Origin of the sequence: Sphaerisporangium corydalis (assembly GCF_025506355.1) — a bacterium.
GTDB classification, from domain to species: domain Bacteria; phylum Actinomycetota; class Actinomycetes; order Streptosporangiales; family Streptosporangiaceae; genus Sphaerisporangium; species Sphaerisporangium corydalis.
This window is the reverse complement of sequence record NZ_JANZYP010000003.1, coordinates 194,332-210,940: the sequence shown is the minus strand read 5'-3', so window position 1 is coordinate 210,940 and position 16,609 is coordinate 194,332. Positions and strand designations below refer to the sequence as shown.

Genomic DNA, 16,609 nt, shown 5'->3' with positions numbered 1-16,609 from the left:
GGATTTCGGGGCATATCGAGTTTCTTGGTGATTTGTTCCGTGGAGTGATTTGTGGGGATTTGTTCGGTTTGGATGGGGGTTCGCCGTGACGGGTTCAGGGACGGCGGCGGGTTCGTAGACAAGCGCTTGCTCGGGTAATAGTCTGCGGCTCGTGAGCCATGCCATCGGGGTCGACGTCGGGGGCACCTTCACCGACGTGGTCGTCAGCGGCGAGTCCGTGACCGTGGCCAAGGTCCTGAGCACACACGGCGACCCGACTGACGGGATCGTCTCCGGGATCCTCCTCGCGCTCGGCCGCGCGGGCGTCCCCGCCTCCGAGATCACCCGGGTCGTCCACGCCACCACCCTGGCCACGAACGCCGTGCTCGAACGCAAGGGCGAGCGGGTCGCGTACGTGACCACGCGCGGGTTCCGCAGCGCCATCCCGCTCGGCCGGTACGCGCGCGTCGAGGAGGACCGCTACGACCTGCGGTTCGACCCGCCCCCGCCGCCGGTGGCGCCGGAGGACTGCTTCGAGGTGCCCGAGCGGATCGGCCCGAGCGGCGAGATCCTGGAGGAGCTGGATGAGGAGGCGGTCCTGCGGGTCGCGGAGTCGATCGCCGCACAGGGCATCACCTCGGTCGCGGTGTGCCTGCTGCACTCCTACGCCGAACCCGCCCACGAGGCCCGCGTCGCCGCGATCCTGCGCGAGACCCTGCCGGACGGTGCCGACGTGGTCACCTCGTCGGAGGTGTGGCCCGAGATCCGCGAGTACGAGCGGGCGACCACCACCATCATGTCCGCATATGTCGGGCCGGTGATGGCCCGTTACCTCCGGCGGCTCCGTGAACGGCTGCACGCGATCGGGGTGACGGCGCCCGTGCACGTCATGGAGTCCTCCGGCGGCGTCATGTCGGCGGAGCTCGCCGCGCGCCGGGCCGTCGCCACGATCGAGTCCGGGCCTGCGGCGGGAGCGCTCGCGGCGGCCCTGACCGGGCACCCGGACATCATCTCGTTCGACATGGGCGGCACCACGGCCAAGACGTGCGTCATCAGGGACGGCCGGCCGGAGATCACCCACGAGTTCCACGTCGGCGGCAAGGGCAGCTTCGGTGGCCGGCGCGCCGGGACCGGCGTACCGATCAAGACCCCGGCGATCGACCTGGCCGAGGTCGGCGCGGGCGGCGGGAGCATCGCCTGGGTGGACGCGGCCGGCGCGCTGCGGGTCGGCCCCCGGTCGGCGGGGTCCGAACCCGGCCCGGCCTGCTACGGCCTGGGCGGGGACGAACCCACCGTCACCGACGCCAACCTGGTGCTCGGCTACCTCGACCCGTCGTCCCTTGGCACACTCTCCCTGTTCGCCGAACTGGCCGAGAAGGCCGTCGACCAGCGGCTCGCCTGGCCGCTCGGCGTCTCGCGGGCCGAGGCGGCGCACGCCGTCCACGAGATCGCCAACGCGGCGATGGGCTCGGCCGTGCACGTGGTGACGGTGCAGCGGGGCATCGACCCGCGCGGGTTCGTGATGGTCGCGTTCGGCGGGGCGGGGCCGATGCACGCGGCCCGGGTCGCGGAGCGGTTCGGGATCGACACGGTGACCGTTCCACCGCACTGCGGAGTGGGGTCGGCCGCGGGGCTGCTGGCGGGAGACCTGTCCACCGACCGGGTGCTGTCCCGGCTCGGGGCCGGGGATCCGGGCGCCGTGTTCGAGGAGCTGGCGGCGGGGGCGGCGGCGGACCTGGGGCTCACGCTCGGGTCCCCGGGGGTATCGGTGGAGCGTTCGGCCGACCTGCGGTTCTTGGGGCAGGCGCATGATCTTACGGTGCCGTGGAGTGATGTGCCGGAGGAGTTGGCTGGGCGATTTGTCGCGAAATATCGGCAGGTTTATGGGATTGAGCAGCAGGGGCCGGTCGAAGTCGTGAGCTACCGCGTCCGCCTCACCCAACACGCCACCACCCCACCCCACACCTTGACCACCCACACCCTGACCACCCACTCCCGCCCCGACGACGAACCGGCTCCTGACGAGCCCCATCGCGGCCACGCCGTTACCCCGCACGAGCGGCATGCAGATCCACAGTCGCGAGCTGGATCAAGCGACACGCCACAGATATTGGATGGATCGGCCGAAGGGCTGGGGGACGAATCGGTCGACGTACCGCAGGTACGGGGCGGATCGGTCGGCACGCCTCGTGGGCGGGTCAGGGCCGCGTGGTTTCCGGAGTGTGGCGGGTTCATCGACACGCCGGTGCTCACCCGTGACCGCCTCCCCCGCACCCCCGGTCCCGCGATCATCGAGGACGCCGAGGCGACGATCGTCGTCCCGCCCGGCTGGACCGCCGTCCTCTCCAGCACCGGCGCCGTGATCCTGGAGCGTGCGCGTTGACCGAGTCGATCACGGCCGAGGTGCTGAGGAACGCGCTGGTGGTGGCCGCCGAAGAGGCCAGCATCGTGGTGGTGCGGTCCGCGTATTCGACGTTCATCGTCGAAGGGTCCGACGCCTCCGCCGCGATCCTCGACGCCGGCGGCCGGCTGGTCGCCCAGTCGATGGCCACGACGCTCATGAACAGCATGGCCCTGAAGATCGCCCTTCCCGAGCTGCTGAAGGACATTCCCGCCGCGACCATGCGGCCGGGCGAGGTGTTCGTCCTGAACGACGCCTACCGGGGCGGGGTGCACACCAATGACCTGCTGGTGTACCGGCCCGTCTTCTCCGGTGGGCGACCCGCCTACTTCACGGCCACCATGATCCACGTCTCCGACCTCGGCGGCCTGTCGGCGGGTGGGATGGCGCCCCTCGCGACCGACATCTTCCTCGAAGGACTTCAGATCCCGCCCGTGCGCCTGGCCACGGCGGCCGGGCTGGAGCCCGCGATCGAGGCCATCATGCGGGCCAACAGCCGTACCCCGGACAAGGTCATCGGTGATGTCCGGGCCCTGATCGCGGGCACCGCCGTCGCGGCGACCCGGATGGAGTCCCTGCTCGCCGAACACGGCCCGGACGGGCTGGCCGAAGGCATCGACGCCTACCTGGACTACACCGAGACCCGGACGAGGGGCGCTCTCGCCGAGTTGCCGCCCGGGAGGTACCCGTCTTCATATGCGATCGACGACGACGGCATCGACCTGACCCGCCCGCACACAGTCCGCGTCACCATCATCATCGGCCCCAACCCCCCAGTGTCCAGCCCACCCCCGCACACCCTCAGCCCACCCACCGCCCAGCCCCCACCCCACGCCGAGCGACGCATCGGGCGCGTGCCGGGCATCGTGCTCGACTTCGAGGGGACCGATCCGCAGGTTCCGGCGGCGATCAACTCCTCCTCGTCGCAATCGCTCGCCGCCGCCGTGTTCGCGGTGCGGTGCTTTCTCGACCCGACGATCCCGATGAACGACGGGTGCCTGCGTGCGATCGAGGTACGCCTCCCGCCCGGATCGCTGCTCAATGCGCATTCGCCGTACCCGTGCGGCGGGCGTTTCGTACCGATCTATGCGGCCATGGAGGCGATCTTCCAGGCACTGTCGGACGCGATGCCGGACCGGGCCATCGCCGCCTCCGGGATCCTGCAGCCCTTCAGCATCGCCGCACGCTCCGCGCCGTACTGGATCCACCTGTCCTACGACTTCGGCGGGGTCGGCGCGCGTGCGGGCAAGGACGGCCCGGACGCAACGGGCGTCCACTTCGGCATCGGCCGCAACTCGGTACCGCAGGTCGAACCGGTCGAAACCCGGTGCCCGCTGATCGTGGAGTCGGTGGAGACCATCCCCGACTCCGGCGGGCCGGGGCGGTGGCGCGGAGGCCTCGGGTCCAGGACGGTCTTCCGATTCCTCGCCGACGCCCATGTCACCACGCGCGGCGACCGGCTACGCGGCGCACCGCCCGGCAGGTCGGGCGGGCTGCCGGGCCGGCTCGGCGGCTTCTTCAAACGCCACCTCGACGGCACGGTGGAGCGCCTGAACTCCAAGGTCAACAACGTCCGCTTCGACGCGGGCGAGGCGCTGGTCATCGAGACGACCGGTGGCGGCGGCATCGGCTCCCCCAGGGACCGTCCCGCCGAGGAGATCCACCTCGACCTCAAATCCGGCAAGATCACCAATGCCGGCGCCCAAGCCGACTACAGCCTGACATCCTCACCGGTTGAAACCATGTGAAGACGCGACAAGACGAAGCTTTCACCCTCACTGCCTCGGCGGTCATTCCGTTCTCAGAAATACACCTGGGACGAGAGTTGCAGTTCGAGAAGTCGCCCGTTCGGGCAGCCCGCACATTGAAAGGCGCTTGTCCGGCAGGCACACGTTGAAAGGCGCCTGTTCGGGCAGACGCACGTTGAAAGGCGCCCGTTCGGGCAGGCGCACGTTCGGGCAGGCGCTCGTTGAGAGGCGCTCACGTTGGGACGGAGTCCACTGACTAGGCGCCCCCTCGCTCGATGCGCCATCCATCCCCTGGAGTGCTCCGTCCGGGAAAGCGCCCCGCTTTGACGCTGATCACTACCCTGCCAACCTCGCCGCCACCACGGATGTCTCCGATGGGTATGACCGCCTCTGGCTTCCCGAGCCGGCGTGGGGAGCAGAATGAGGACGCGTGGGGAGAGGAGCAGTGAGAGGGCCGCGTGGGAAGCAAGTGAGGCCGCGTCCTGGGCTAGTGAGACCGCGTCGTGGGCTAGTGAAAGGCTGCGGCCAGATCGGCAAGGTGCGGAATGTCATCGACGGGGCCGGATGCGGAACTTGGGGGATGCGCCGGTTCGTCACACACCTTGCAGGCTTACGCCAACGAAAGGGATCTTCCCCCAAATGCGCAGTTCCGTCTTCGCCAACCTGGACGCGGGACAGCTTCCCGGCAACTTCGCCACGCAGAACTCCAAGATGCTGCGGGTCGATCTGCGGGGTGAGGTGCTCGCCAGGCAAGGGTCCATGGTCGCCTTCCAGGGCCAGATGAATTTCGACTACGAAGGCTCAGGTGGCGTCGGTCGTTTCCTCAAGAAGATGGTGACCGGCGAAGGCGCGCCGTTGATGCGGGTGCAAGGACAGGGCCTGCTGTACCTGGCACACGAAGCCGACGACGTCCACCTGTTCTACTTGGAGAACGAAGCACTGACGGTCAACGGCTCCAACCTGCTGGCCTTCGACCCGCAACTGACCTGGGACATCCAGCGAGTACAGGGTGCGGGCATGGCGACGGGCGGCCTGTTCAACACCACCATCAGGGGCACTGGCTGGGTCGCGGTCACGGCGCACGGTACGCCCGTGGTGCTGGACACCAGCCGCATGCCGACCTTCGCGGACGCGCAAGCGGCAGTGTGCTGGAGCGCGAACCTGCAGGTCGGCGTCAACCGCACCGTCAAGCTGGGAGCCCTCATCGGCCGGGGAAGCGGTGAGGCCATGCAACTGGCGTTCCGGGGCTCGGGTTTCGTCCTCGTCCAGGCGAGCGAAGGCGCGACCGTTCCCGCCCACAGCCACGGCAACTAGAACCCCGGGCCCGTGCGATCGAATTCAGCCATCGGCCACCGCGACGACGTTGCCATAACCGTCGGAGCGGACGACGTGGACATGGCCCGAGGGCGTGGTCCAGGCCAGTACGCCTGTTTCGAGGGGAATCAGGGACCAGCCCTCGGCCTGCTTCAGCCGATGGTGACGTCTGCACAGCGGGGCCAGGTTGCACAGGCATGTTGGACCGCCCTGGTCGTGGGCCAGGGTGTGGTCGATATCGCAGTGGGCGGCGGCTCTGCGACATCGCGGAAATCGGCAGGTCCGATCTCGCGCATTGACGAGCTCGCGAAGCTTTTCGCTGGGTTTGTACCTGCTTTGTCCGTGGTGGAGGGCCTGTCCATCATCGGCGAGGACGGTCCAGCAGAGCTTGACGCCGGTCCGGAGAGTCGTGTCGGCGATCTGCCGGGCAATGTCGGCGACCAGTGATCCGTAGCGCCCCAACTCGGCCGGTGCCTCGGACAGGCCGAGCAACGTCTGGAGCCCGATGACCAGATGAGGCGCTCCCACATAGCGTGCGGCCGCGGCCAGCAGCCCCTCCGCCGCCGGTACCCCGGCCTGGAGGGTGTCACCGATCCACGGAAGGTCGTCGGCGTACGCGTCTTGGTGCGCGTACTGAGGTTCGTCAGGTGCGGGAATGTCGCTGTCGTACTCGGGCGGCGCCTGGTAGGGAATGGCCTCGTCCTCGGGATCGCCGGTCCAGATGAGCCCTGGACGGCCACCCGCGCCTCGACCACCAACGCCGAAATCCCCGACCCCGCCGACGATCCCGGCCCCGCCCGACCCGCTGGACGCCTCTGTCCGACGCCCGCCGGAATCGTCAGGCGGCGGCCGATGGCCTGATCTCTTCGTCATGGCGGTCACCACGCTGCTCACCGCATGCCGTTCATCTGGGCCGCGCGGCGAGGAGGCCATGGGCCCCGCCTCCCCCGAGCCTGTGACCGGAACAGCGTCGTGAGCCCGCAACGGCAAGTCCACCCGGCTGACATCAGAGACGGCATCGCATACGGGCGCCGCAGCGACCCCGTCGGAACGGTCGCCACGCACGTCCGCGAGCGCCACCGAATCAGGAACGGTGCTGGTCCCAGGGCCGATCAGGCCGAGCTGAAGCGCCAGGAAGACGTCCGACCGGAGCTGATCGGTCGTCCGCGCGTCGCCGGCACGTTTCGCCGCGCGCGCGATCGCGTTCACCCGGTTGTAGGCGGCGGTCGCCGGCCCGGCGGGGAGGCCGAGTCCGAAGATCTCGGCGGTGCCCTGGCCGTCGTTTCGCAGCTCCAGCCGCCGGGACCGCTCCGAGCACTCGCGCCGCGCCCGTGCCTCACCGGCCGCCACTTGGTTGACCGTGGCCGCGACCAAGGCCCGCAACTGGCCCGTCGTCAGGTCCTGAGCCTGGTCGAGGATGGCGTCCTCGACGCGGTGGCAGGCCGCGTCCGACAGGCCCTTGACCCCCTCGACCATGACCCGCGCGCGTGGCTCGTCCAGCACCCCGGCCCGCAGGAACTCCATCGTGCCGGGGAGCCGGTCGCGCAGGGTCGCGGCGGTCTCGATCAGGGTCGCCGCCGACCATTCGGTCAGCGTCATTCCCAGCGCGATCTCCGAGTGCAACCAGAACAACCAGTCACTGCTGAAACGCTCGTCAGAGCTGTACCGCTCGGCCAGGACGTTCACCAGCTCAAGCTCGCGCGCCTTCACCCAGGATCCGAGCCGGCGCCAGGACACCAGCAGATCGACCAGCGCGCCGCGAGGCAGAGCGCCGACGTCGAGCCCCTCCAGAGCCGCCGCCAGGTCGGCCCCCGACAGCCCGGCACCCAGCCCTTCACCACTCGGCAGATCCGGCCCCGGCGAACCCGGACTCAACAAGCCGGCGTCCGGCTCGTCAAGCCAGTCACCCCCAGGCGAGGCGCCCGGCAGACCGTCGGGCCCCGGTGTTCCGCCGACCACCGACCCGGCTCCCCGGCGCCGACCGGGACCGCCATCGCGCCCGCGTGCCTTAACGGAACCGGCCTGAACCCCCTCGGCAGCCCCCTGGCACGCGGCAACGCCACGGTCGGCCCCAGCAACGGTCCTCGTACGCGCGACGGCCACGCCCAGACACCCCCGATCACCCGCCATCGAACAACTACCCAGAGCATACGAACGACCACCGACAATAACCGCCCCTCCCCCCGCCTTCCAGAAAATACTTTCGAAGACCCGCACACGGCCGCCGCGCGGACCATCGTCGTCAGCACGACCAACGGCCTGTCGGCACCGATACGAGAGGAGGACACGACCCGGCGACAAAGCCACACAAAGCCGCATAAAGCACGACGCCAAACGCCCAGAACAGGCGGAAACCAATCAGCCCTGGACGGTCCCCGTGGCCCTCTCCCAGGCGCGGGCCCCGCTGAGAACGGACCCATGGACGGCCCGCGCGATGCGAGCACCCCACGTCGACCTCGGCCCGCCGAACAGCTCCTCGGGCCCCTCGGCGCGCACGGCCACACACACGGCATCCGAAGCGGTCCCCGTGCACGCGTAACCGGCCTCGGCCAGCGCCTGGGACTTGGCCTCGGTCACCGTCATCACCGTATTGACCAGCGCGGCGTCGCACATGGCGACGGGAACGGACACGATGATGTTGATCGTCCCAGGAGCCGGAAAAGCGACCCGCCCCCCGGAAACCACCCGATCAGGAGGCACGGACCGTCCCGCCGCACGATCCCGCACAGCGGGCCAGAGCTCACGATCAGGCACCCCCTCGGGAAGGGCCGCCAGCGTCGGCACCCGCAACCCCACCGTCGCGACCGCCTCCACGCCCGCGTCCCCCGCCCGGGTGTAGTGCGCGACCGAGGCGGCAGTCATCATCCCCACCCCCGGCCCGCCAGGCGCGAGTTCCCGTAGGTGCTCGATCGGGTCCATCCGCGAGTACGCCCCCACGACCTGCGCGTTAAGCACCCATTCCCCGGGCCCGATGCCGCCGCCGACCATCGCCGAGGAGATCATCCGCCACCCGGGGCCGAAGTGCCACAGCAGCGACGCCAGCCGGGCGCCGTCCTCGTGCCGATGGGTCAGGGACAGCATGCGATCTCCTCACGACCCAGGTCCCGACAAGCGTACGGAGCCGCACGACCCGCGTCCCGACAGCGTACAGAGCCGCACAGACCGAAACCGAACCCGCGAAAACCGAAATATCCCTAGTCGCCGGGCCGGATGAGGTTGACGAGCGGCCGCCCGTCGGCCCCGCCCTCGACCCGGACGCGCGCCCCGAAGTGCCGGGCGAGCAGCGGCTCGGTCAGCACCTCCTTGACGGGCCCGGAGGCGACGAGCCGCCCGCCCGCGATGAGCAGCATGGCGTCCGCGTACTGTCCCGCCAAACTCAGGTCGTGGATGGCGGTCACCACGGTGAGCCCGTCCGCGAGGCGGAGCCGGTCGACGAGTTCCAGCACCTGCTGCTGGTGCCCGAGGTCGAGCGCGGTCGTGGGCTCGTCGAGCAGCAGGACGGGCGCACGCTGGACGAGCGCCCGGGCGAGCACGACCCGTTGCCGTTCCCCGCCGGACAGCCGCCCCAGCGGCCGGGCCGCGAGCGCGGAAAGGTCGAGCCGTTCCAGCACCGATCCGGTGATCTCGCGGTCGTCTCGGGTGTCCCGGCCCAGGTACGAGATGTACGGTGTGCGGCCAAGGAGCGCGTATTCGAAGACGGTCAGACTCGCCGGCAGCACCGGGCTCTGCGGCGCGTAGGCCATCAACCGGGCCCGCTGCCGGGGCTTGAGCCCGCGCACGGCCACTCCGTCGACCAGCACCTCGCCGCGCGCCTCGACCAGCCCCATCATCGCTTTGAGCAGCGTCGACTTGCCGGCGCCGTTGGGCCCGATGACCGCCAGCCACTCCCCGCCGCCCGCCGACAGGCCAATCTCGGACAGGACGGGCCGCCCGTCCAGTTCGACCGAGAGGTCCCGTACCTCCACGAGGTTCACCCCGCCGCCAGGGGTGCTCACGTGTCCACCGCCCGCGTCGCGCGGAGCAGGCCCACGAAGAACGGCGCCCCGATGAAGGCGGTGACCACGCCGATCGGCAGCTCGGCCGGGGCGAGCACAGTACGGGCGACCAGGTCCGCCAGGACCATGAACGACGCCCCGGCGACCAGCGACAGCGGAAGCACCACGCGGTACGACACCCCCGCGAGCCGCCGGACGACGTGCGGCACGACGATGCCCACGAACCCGATGAGCCCGCTGACCGCGACGGCGGACGCGGTGGCGAGCGAGGCCGCGCACAGCACGACGAACCGGACCCGGACGGCGTTGACCCCCAGGCTGGTCGCCTCGTCGTCGCCGACGGACAGCACGTCCAGCAGCCGCCCGTGCGCGAGCAGGACGACCGCCGACACGACGGCGTAGGGGGCGATGAGCCAGACCTTCGACCAGTCGCCGTCGATGCCCCCGAGGATCCACGAGTAGATCCGCTGAAGCTGTTCGACACGGAGCTGCTGCACGAAGGTCTGCACGGCCGACAGAAACGACGACACCGCCACCCCGGCGAGCACCAGTGTGGCCGTCCCCCCGGCGCGTCCCGCCGTGTTGCCCAGCGCGTACGCCAGCAGGACGCCGCCGATGGCCCCGGCGAAGGCGGCGATCGGGACCAGTCCGTCGACCTGGACCAGCACGATCATCAGGGTCGTGGTGAGCCCGGCGCCGGCGGCGGCGCCGAGCAGGTACGGGTCGGCGAGCGGGTTGCGGAACACCCCCTGGTACCCGGCGCCCGCGACGGCCAGCAGGCCGCCGACGACCGCCGCCATCACCACTCTGGGCAGCCTGAGCTGGAACAGCAGCCCGCGTTCGACGGGCGCGAGCCCGGAGTTCGCCGAGACCAGCGGCAACCGGTCCAGCAGTTCCAGGACGATGCCCCTGACCGGTACGCCCGCCGCGCCGATCATCAGCCCGGCGAGGAGACAGAGCGCGAGCACGGCGAGGGCGGCCGCGAGCGCCAGGGGACGCCGCCGCGCCGCCCCGGCTCCCGCCCGACCGGCGTCGACCACCGCCGACACCCGTTCACCCACGCGGCAGCACCACGCGGGACGCCCTACACGTCAGCACGCCCCGAGATGTCAGGTTCCGGCCCTCTTGACGGCCTCGCCGACGGTCTTGACGAGGTCGACCACGCGCGGACCCCACCGCGAGGCGATGTCGTCGTCGAGCGCGATGACCCGGTCCTTCTTGATCGCCGTGAGCCCGCCCCACCCGGGGCGCTTGGCCAGGGTCTCCTTGGACTGCCCGCAGCACTTGGTGTCAGCGAGGAAGATCAGGTCGGGGTCGGCCTTGGCCACGAACTCGCTGGACAGCTTGGGGTACCCGCCGGCGGCGTCCGGCGCCTTGTCGGCGATGTTGGTCAGCCCGAACATCCCGTAGATCTGGCCGATGAACGTGCTGGACGTCACCGAGTACGGCGTGTTGTCCAGTTCGTGGAAGTACGTCAGCTTGCCGTCCTTGGGCGCGTCGGCGGTCAGCTCGGAGATCTGCCGTTTCATGCCCTCGGCGACCTCGTCCGCCTTCGCCTTGTTGCCGGTGGCTGCGCCGAGGTCGGCGATCTCGTCGTAGCTCTCCTCCAGCTTGGTCGCGGCGGGTTCGAGCAGGACCGGGATCCCGACCTTGGTCAGCGCGGCCACGACGCCGCCCGTGTCGTTGGCGAGGACCACCAGGTCGGGCTTCTCGGCGATGATCGCCTCGGCGTTGGGCTTGAAGCCGGACAGTTTCGTCTTGGGCGCCTCGGCGGGGTAGGTCGACTGGTCGTCCACGGCGGTGACCTGCGGTCCGGCGCCGATGGCGAACAGGCTTTCCGTGGCGGTCGGGGACAGCGAGACGACCCGCGCGGGGCGGGCCGCGACGGTGACGGGGCCGTTGCCCGCTTGGACGGTGACCGGGAAGCCGGCGGCCTGGGAGGACGCGGCGGGGGTGGGCGTGGCGGAGGCGGTTTCCGGGGTGCCGGTGGACTGGCCGCATGCGGCCAGTGTCAGCGCACCCAGCAACGCGCCCGCCAAGGCCGTGCGTACGGGCCTCACGAGGTTCCTCCTGTTGCCGGGAAACGAGAGACCCGATGGTGACGGATCACCCTTTTCCACGAGGGTTGACGGCGTCGGCGCGGCAGGCAGGCGACCTGGCTCGACCCGGGGGTCTCACAGTTGCGGGACAGCGCCGGACTCACACCGGACTTCGCTGCGTGCTGCGCGTCAGAGGAACGGTATCAACCGGCGCGTCGCCCGGACGAACGGGAGGCCCGCCGACGAACCACGCCCCAACGGCACCACGGGATTACGGCCCTCCGATAAGCCGTGGGAACATGACCCTCCGGCAAGCCGTGACACCACGAAGCGTGCCCCTCAGACGAGCTGCGCCTCCGCCGCCGCGATGATCTCCTGGAGCCGGAGCCCGTGGCGGGCGTCGAGGGGGTGGCCGCCGCCGCGCCTGACGGTCTGGGCGAACTCGGCGACCATGTCGGGGAAGACGTCGTAGCCGAGGTCGCCCCCGTCCAGGCCCTCGCTGCCGTGCCGCCCGAAGATCGCCACCTGCGAGGAGCCGTGGTCGACGCGCGCGGCCATGGACATGGACGCCTCGCTGACCGCCCCGCTCTCGTGTTCCAGCAGCAGCCCGATCCAGCCGAGCGGGTGGCCGTGCGCGCGGACCCCGGTGATCGGCCCGAGCGCGGCGCCCAGCATGTCGATCATGTGCGGGCCCACGTCGAGGATGGCCCCGCGCTCCTGCCGCCACGGCGAGTCGATGCTGTAGAGCGCGCCGGAGATGTTCAGCGCGTACCCGCCGAAGGGCTCGATGGCGCGGACGCGTTCCAGGAACGCCTTGGTGGCGGCCGAGTAGCGGAAGGTGAGCACCATCTGGGACGCGACCCCGGTCTCGCTGATGGTGTCGGCCAGGCGCCTGGCGCCGTCGAGGTCGGCGGCGAGCGGCTTCTCCAGCAGCAGCGCCTTGCCCGCCTTGGCCGCCAGCACGCCGAGTTCGGCCTGCACGGCCGGCGGGACGCAGAACGCGACGGCCTCGCAGACCTCGAAGAGTTCCTCGATCCGCTCGTAGACGGGGACGCCGAGCCGCGCGGCCGACCTCGGGCGGCGCGCCCAGACGCCGGCGAGCCGCGTGTGCGGGCCCGCCGCGAGCGTGGGTGCGTGCACGGCCTCCGCCCACGGTCCCGCTCCGATCAGGCCCACCGCCACTGGCTCCACGGTGCTCAGCTCCCCGACTTGTCCCAACATTGGAGGCGAGACTAGTTCAGTCCCAAATATTGGAGGCGAGACTAGCTCAGTCCAGAACTTATCGCGTCGCGTCCCTCCAGGAGCGCACGGCGTGCTCGGGGCGGTGCGCGGTGGTGCCGCAGTCGATCACCACGGTCTGGCCGGTCACGCAGCGCGCCTCGCCGGAGGCCAGGAAGGCGACGAGCGCCGCGACGTCCTCGGGGGTGGCCGGCCACGGCAGCACGCGCTCGGCCGCCTTCTCCGCCAGCCGCTCGGGGCCCATGGCGGTGCGCGCCGTGTCGGTCATGACCAGCGCCGGGGCGACCGCGTTGCAGCGGATGCCCCGGTCGCCGTACATGGTGGCGACGTAGCGGACCAGCCCGTTGACGGCCGCCTTGGAGGTGCCGTACGCGGCGTGGTCGGCGTCGCCCACCAGGCCGGACACCGAGGAGGTGATCACGATCGCGCCTCCGTTCGTCATGTGCGGCACCGCGTGCTTGACGACGAGCATCGCCCCGCGCACGTTCACGGCCATGGTCCGGTCCCAGACCTCGACGTCCAGGTCGAGCAGGCCGGCGTCCCGCCCGAACACCTCGCGGCCGAGGGCGGCGGCGTTGGAGTGGACGACGTCGAGGCGCCCGAAGTGCTCCACCAGCTCGGCGACGGCCGCGGCCGTGGAGTTCTCGTCGGCGACGTCGCACGTCAGGGCGTACGCGGCGGGGCCGATGGCCGAGGCGACCTGGAAGGCCGCGGCGGGCCTGATGTCGGCGACGCCGACGCGGGCGCCCTCGGAGGCCAGGCGCCGCGCGGTGGCGGCGCCGATGCCCGACCCGCCCCCGGTGACCAGGGCGACCTGCCCCTCGAACCTCACGGCCGCCCCCCGGCGGTACGGCGGCTCACCATTCGACGAACAGGCTGGGCAGGCCGCGCCCGACGATGGACCTGCGGTACGCGATCGTCTGGCCGGGCACCAGGCGCAGACCGGGCAATCGCTCGCCCAGCACCTCAAGGGCGGTGCGGAGCTGCAGGCGGGCCAGGGCCGCGCCGACGCAGAAGTGGATGCCGTACCCGAAGGTCATGTGGGCGTCGGAGTTCGGGCGCCCGAGGTCGAAGGTCTCCGGGCCGGGGAACACCGTCTCGTCGTGGGCGGCCGAGTCGGTGGACAGCAGGACCAGCGAGCCCCTGGGGATGGTGACCGGCTCCCCCTCGCCGCCCGGCAGGTCGACGTCGTCCAGCGCGTAGCGGAACGAGCCGAGGCTGGAGCCGTCGATCCGCATGCATTCCTCGACGGCGTTCCGCAGCAGCTCGGGGGGCAGCGGCCAGGCGTTCTCGCGCAGCAGCCGCAGCACGCTGTTGCCGAGCTGGTTCGGCACGGTGTCGTTGCCGCCGAGCAGGATCGTGGAGATCAGCTCGACGACCTCGCGGTGCGACAGCTCGGTACCGATGAGCCCGGTCATCAGGGAGGTGAAGTCGTCGCGGGGCTCGGCGGCGCGCGCGGCCACCAGCTTGTCGACGTAGTCGAGGTAGGTGAGGAAGCTGCGCGCGAGCACGAGCTGCCGGTCCGGCGGCTGCGGGGACAGGAACAGCATGAACCAGTCTTTGACGTGCTCCTTGACGAATTCCTCGTCCTCCTCGGGCACGCCGATGAAGCGGGCGCTGAGCTTGGCCGAGGGCACGTGGCCGAGTTCGGTGACGAAGTCGGCCTCCCCTCGCGGCGCGACGCGGTCGAGGATGTCCTCGTTGAGCCGCCGGAACAGTTCCTCCATGGCGGTGACGGCGCGCGGGGTGAAGGCCCGTGACACCGAGCGGCGCAGCCGCGTGTGCGTGGGCGGGTCGACGTTGGCCACGAAGCTGGACAGGAAGGAGCCCTGGTCGCCGAGCACCTTCCTGGTCTCGTCGGCCAGGCTGCGCGAGATCGTCAGCGACCCCTCGGAGGAGAACCGTTTCGCGTCGCCGTACGCCGCGCGAACGTCCTCGTGGCGGGTCAGGACATAGGCGCCCAAGTGCTCGCTGCGGAACACCGGCCGCTCGTGCCGGAGCCTGCGCAGGAACTCGTACGGCGCGGCGACGTGCCAGTCCGCGGTGACGTCGAAGTCGGTGGCGGTGGCGGGCGGGCTGTTCTCCATGATCACGACCTGGGGGTGAGGATCGTTCGGGGGTTCACGACGAGCATCCGGTGGATCTGGTCTTCGGTGACGCCGCGTTCGCGCAGCTCGGGAAGCACGTCCCGGGAGATGTGCAGCAGGTGGTAGTTGGGGTGGCGCCGCCGCACGACCTCGGCGTCGAACCGGTCGTTGAAGCAGTACGAGTCGTGCGACAGCACCATGCGGTCGGCGTGGCCCCGTGCGCACATCTCGGCGACGATGGCGACCCGGTCCTTGAACGAGCTGATCGTCTCGATGCCGAACCGGTCCATGCCCAGGTACGACCCGGCGGCCGCGAGTTCCTCCAGGTAGCCGGGGTCGGTGGAGTCGCCGGCGTGCCCGATGACGACGCGTGACAGGTCCACGCCGAGCGACGCGAGCAGCTTCTGCTGCTCCAGCCCGCCGCGCGTCCCGCTGTGGGAGTGGGTGCTGATGGGCACGCCGGTCTCCAGGTGCGCCCGCGCGACCGCGCGGAACACCCGCTCGCAGCCGGGGGTCATGCCCTGGTGGTCGGAGGCGCATTTGAGGATCGCGGCCTTCACCCCGGTGCGGCCGACGCCTTCGGTGATGTCCCTGACGAAGAACTCGGCGAGCCGGTCGGGCCCGCCGAACAGGCTGCCGGGGCCGCGGTTGCCGAAGTACGGCGGCAGCGCGTCGTAGGTGTAGAGCCCGGTGGCGACGACGATGTTGACCTCGGTGAGCCCGGCGACCCGCTGGACGGCGGGCACGTACCTGCCGAGGCCGACGACGGTGAGGTCCACGACGGTGTCGACGCCTTCGGCCTTCAGCTCGTTCAGCTTGGCCGCCGCCTCCCGGGCGCGGGTCTCGAGGTCCCATCCTTCGGGGATGTCCGGCCAGTTCCACAGGATCTCCGGGCTGAGCCCGAAGATGTGCTCGTGCATGAGCGTGGCCCCGAGCGCGGTCACCGGCCCCTTCACCGTCTGGACAGCGCCCTCAGCCATGGGAGACCACGGGGAACCTGGGGTGGTCGAAGGGGGCGTTGACCCGCAGGCCGAGGCCGTCGGTCTGCTTGTACGGCGTGCCGGTGTAGAGCGCGTCGGCGTCGAAGTAGGTGACCGTGAAGGACAGGCGCGGGACCTGGCCCCGGTTGGCGCCGGCGCCGTGGACGGTGAGCGCGTGGTGGACGGTGGCGTCGCCGGCCAAAAGGTCCAGGGGCGGTGACAGCTCCAGCTTCGCGAGCCAGGGGTGCTGGGTGAGCTGGTCGTCCCCTTCGCGGGTGAAGCTGCGCCCGAGGATGCCGTGGCGGTGGGACCGGTTGTAGAACCGCAGGCTGCCCATCTCGGCGGGGACGTCGGCGAGCGCCAGCCAGACGGTCAGCATCGCCGAGCGGTCCATCGGCATCCAGGGGAAGTCCTGGTGGAACTCGGTGGCACCGTGGCCGCCGGTCCCGGGTTCCTTGATCAGCAGGTTGGTGACCTGGACGCGGACGCCGGCGACGCCGTGCAGCAGCCGGGTGGCGGCCCGTCCCATGGCGGTGTCGAAGGTCAGGCCGTGGAAGGCGTCGTCGGACCGGGCGACGTCCCTGGACTGGCCGAACGCCTGGTCGACCAGGGTCGCGCGCTCGGGGGAGCGGTCGGCCAGGTGGCCCCGCGCGCGTTCGCGCAGCACGCTCACCAGGCCGGGGTCGACCAGGCGGGGCAGGAGCGCCCAGCCGTTCTCCTCGAAGAAGTCGACCTCGTGGTCGGTCACATCGCGGACCGGGGCGTTCGTGGCCATGCCCCAGTTTCGATCCGACCCCGCCGCTAAAGCAAGCGCTTGGTAGAAGTGC

At 70.8% G+C, this 16,609-nt stretch carries 13 protein-coding genes and 1 riboswitch; of the genes, 3 read left to right on the top strand and 10 right to left on the bottom strand.

Translation table 11 applies throughout. The features are described 5' to 3' along the window. Positions 1–151: 151 nt before the first annotated feature. The 3 genes from NYZ98_RS03825 to NYZ98_RS03815 all read left to right on the top strand — a co-directional run bounded on the left by NYZ98_RS03825 (position 152) and on the right by NYZ98_RS03815 (position 5,442). Positions 152–2,362, top strand: a complete 2,211-nt coding sequence (locus NYZ98_RS03825; protein WP_262841042.1) for a hydantoinase/oxoprolinase family protein — start codon at positions 152–154, stop codon at positions 2,360–2,362. Then, positions 2,359–4,128, top strand: a complete 1,770-nt coding sequence (locus NYZ98_RS03820) for a hydantoinase B/oxoprolinase family protein (protein WP_262841041.1) — start codon at positions 2,359–2,361, stop codon at positions 4,126–4,128. Before NYZ98_RS03825 ends, NYZ98_RS03820 begins: the two co-directional genes overlap by 4 nt. A gap of 639 nt (positions 4,129–4,767) precedes the next feature. Continuing rightward, the gene (locus NYZ98_RS03815; RefSeq protein WP_262841040.1) at positions 4,768–5,442 is read left to right on the top strand and encodes an AIM24 family protein; all 675 of its coding nucleotides are present in this window, start codon (positions 4,768–4,770) and stop codon (positions 5,440–5,442) included. A 24-nt stretch (positions 5,443–5,466) separates the two neighbouring features. On the opposite strand, the gene NYZ98_RS03810 is transcribed toward NYZ98_RS03815, so the two are convergent. The 10 genes from NYZ98_RS03810 to NYZ98_RS03765 form a co-directional block, all read right to left on the bottom strand. Continuing rightward, positions 5,467–7,401, bottom strand: coding sequence for an HNH endonuclease signature motif containing protein (locus NYZ98_RS03810; protein ID WP_262841039.1), 1,935 nt, complete (start codon positions 7,399–7,401; stop codon positions 5,467–5,469). Between the two features lie 399 nt (positions 7,402–7,800). Continuing rightward, the gene (locus NYZ98_RS03805) at positions 7,801–8,523 is read right to left on the bottom strand and encodes an adenosylcobinamide amidohydrolase (RefSeq protein WP_262841038.1); all 723 of its coding nucleotides are present in this window, start codon (positions 8,521–8,523) and stop codon (positions 7,801–7,803) included. A 113-nt stretch (positions 8,524–8,636) separates the two neighbouring features. Then, entirely contained in the window at positions 8,637–9,437 is an 801-nt protein-coding gene (locus tag NYZ98_RS03800) for an ABC transporter ATP-binding protein (protein ID WP_262841037.1), read from the bottom strand. After that, on the bottom strand, positions 9,434–10,498 hold the full coding sequence (locus tag NYZ98_RS03795; protein WP_380706309.1) for a FecCD family ABC transporter permease: 1,065 nt from the start codon (positions 10,496–10,498) through the stop codon (positions 9,434–9,436). Before NYZ98_RS03795 ends, NYZ98_RS03800 begins: the two co-directional genes overlap by 4 nt. 48 nt (positions 10,499–10,546) lie before the next feature. Next, entirely contained in the window at positions 10,547–11,497 is a 951-nt protein-coding gene (locus NYZ98_RS03790; RefSeq protein ID WP_262841036.1) for an ABC transporter substrate-binding protein, read from the bottom strand. A gap of 41 nt (positions 11,498–11,538) precedes the next feature. Beyond that, positions 11,539–11,677: riboswitch (adenosylcobalamin (AdoCbl) riboswitch) on the bottom strand. A gap of 138 nt (positions 11,678–11,815) precedes the next feature. Continuing rightward, positions 11,816–12,697, bottom strand: coding sequence for a Gfo/Idh/MocA family protein (locus NYZ98_RS03785; protein WP_262841035.1), 882 nt, complete (start codon positions 12,695–12,697; stop codon positions 11,816–11,818). 58 nt (positions 12,698–12,755) lie between these two features. Further along, the gene (locus tag NYZ98_RS03780) at positions 12,756–13,547 is read right to left on the bottom strand and encodes an SDR family NAD(P)-dependent oxidoreductase (protein WP_262841034.1); all 792 of its coding nucleotides are present in this window, start codon (positions 13,545–13,547) and stop codon (positions 12,756–12,758) included. A gap of 25 nt (positions 13,548–13,572) precedes the next feature. Beyond that, positions 13,573–14,802 (bottom strand): cytochrome P450, encoded by a 1,230-nt coding sequence (locus NYZ98_RS03775; protein WP_262841033.1) that lies wholly within the window; start codon positions 14,800–14,802, stop codon positions 13,573–13,575. Positions 14,803–14,804: 2 nt separating this feature from the next. Continuing rightward, a complete protein-coding gene (locus tag NYZ98_RS03770) occupies positions 14,805–15,782 on the bottom strand; it encodes a phosphotriesterase family protein (protein ID WP_262841032.1) in 978 nt (325 codons plus the stop codon). Further along, positions 15,775–16,557 carry a phytanoyl-CoA dioxygenase family protein gene (locus tag NYZ98_RS03765; protein WP_262841031.1) on the bottom strand — a complete coding sequence of 261 codons (783 nt, stop codon included), beginning with the start codon at positions 16,555–16,557 and terminating at the stop codon, positions 15,775–15,777. The genes NYZ98_RS03770 and NYZ98_RS03765 overlap by 8 nt, the downstream gene beginning before the upstream one ends. Positions 16,558–16,609 lie beyond the last annotated feature (52 nt).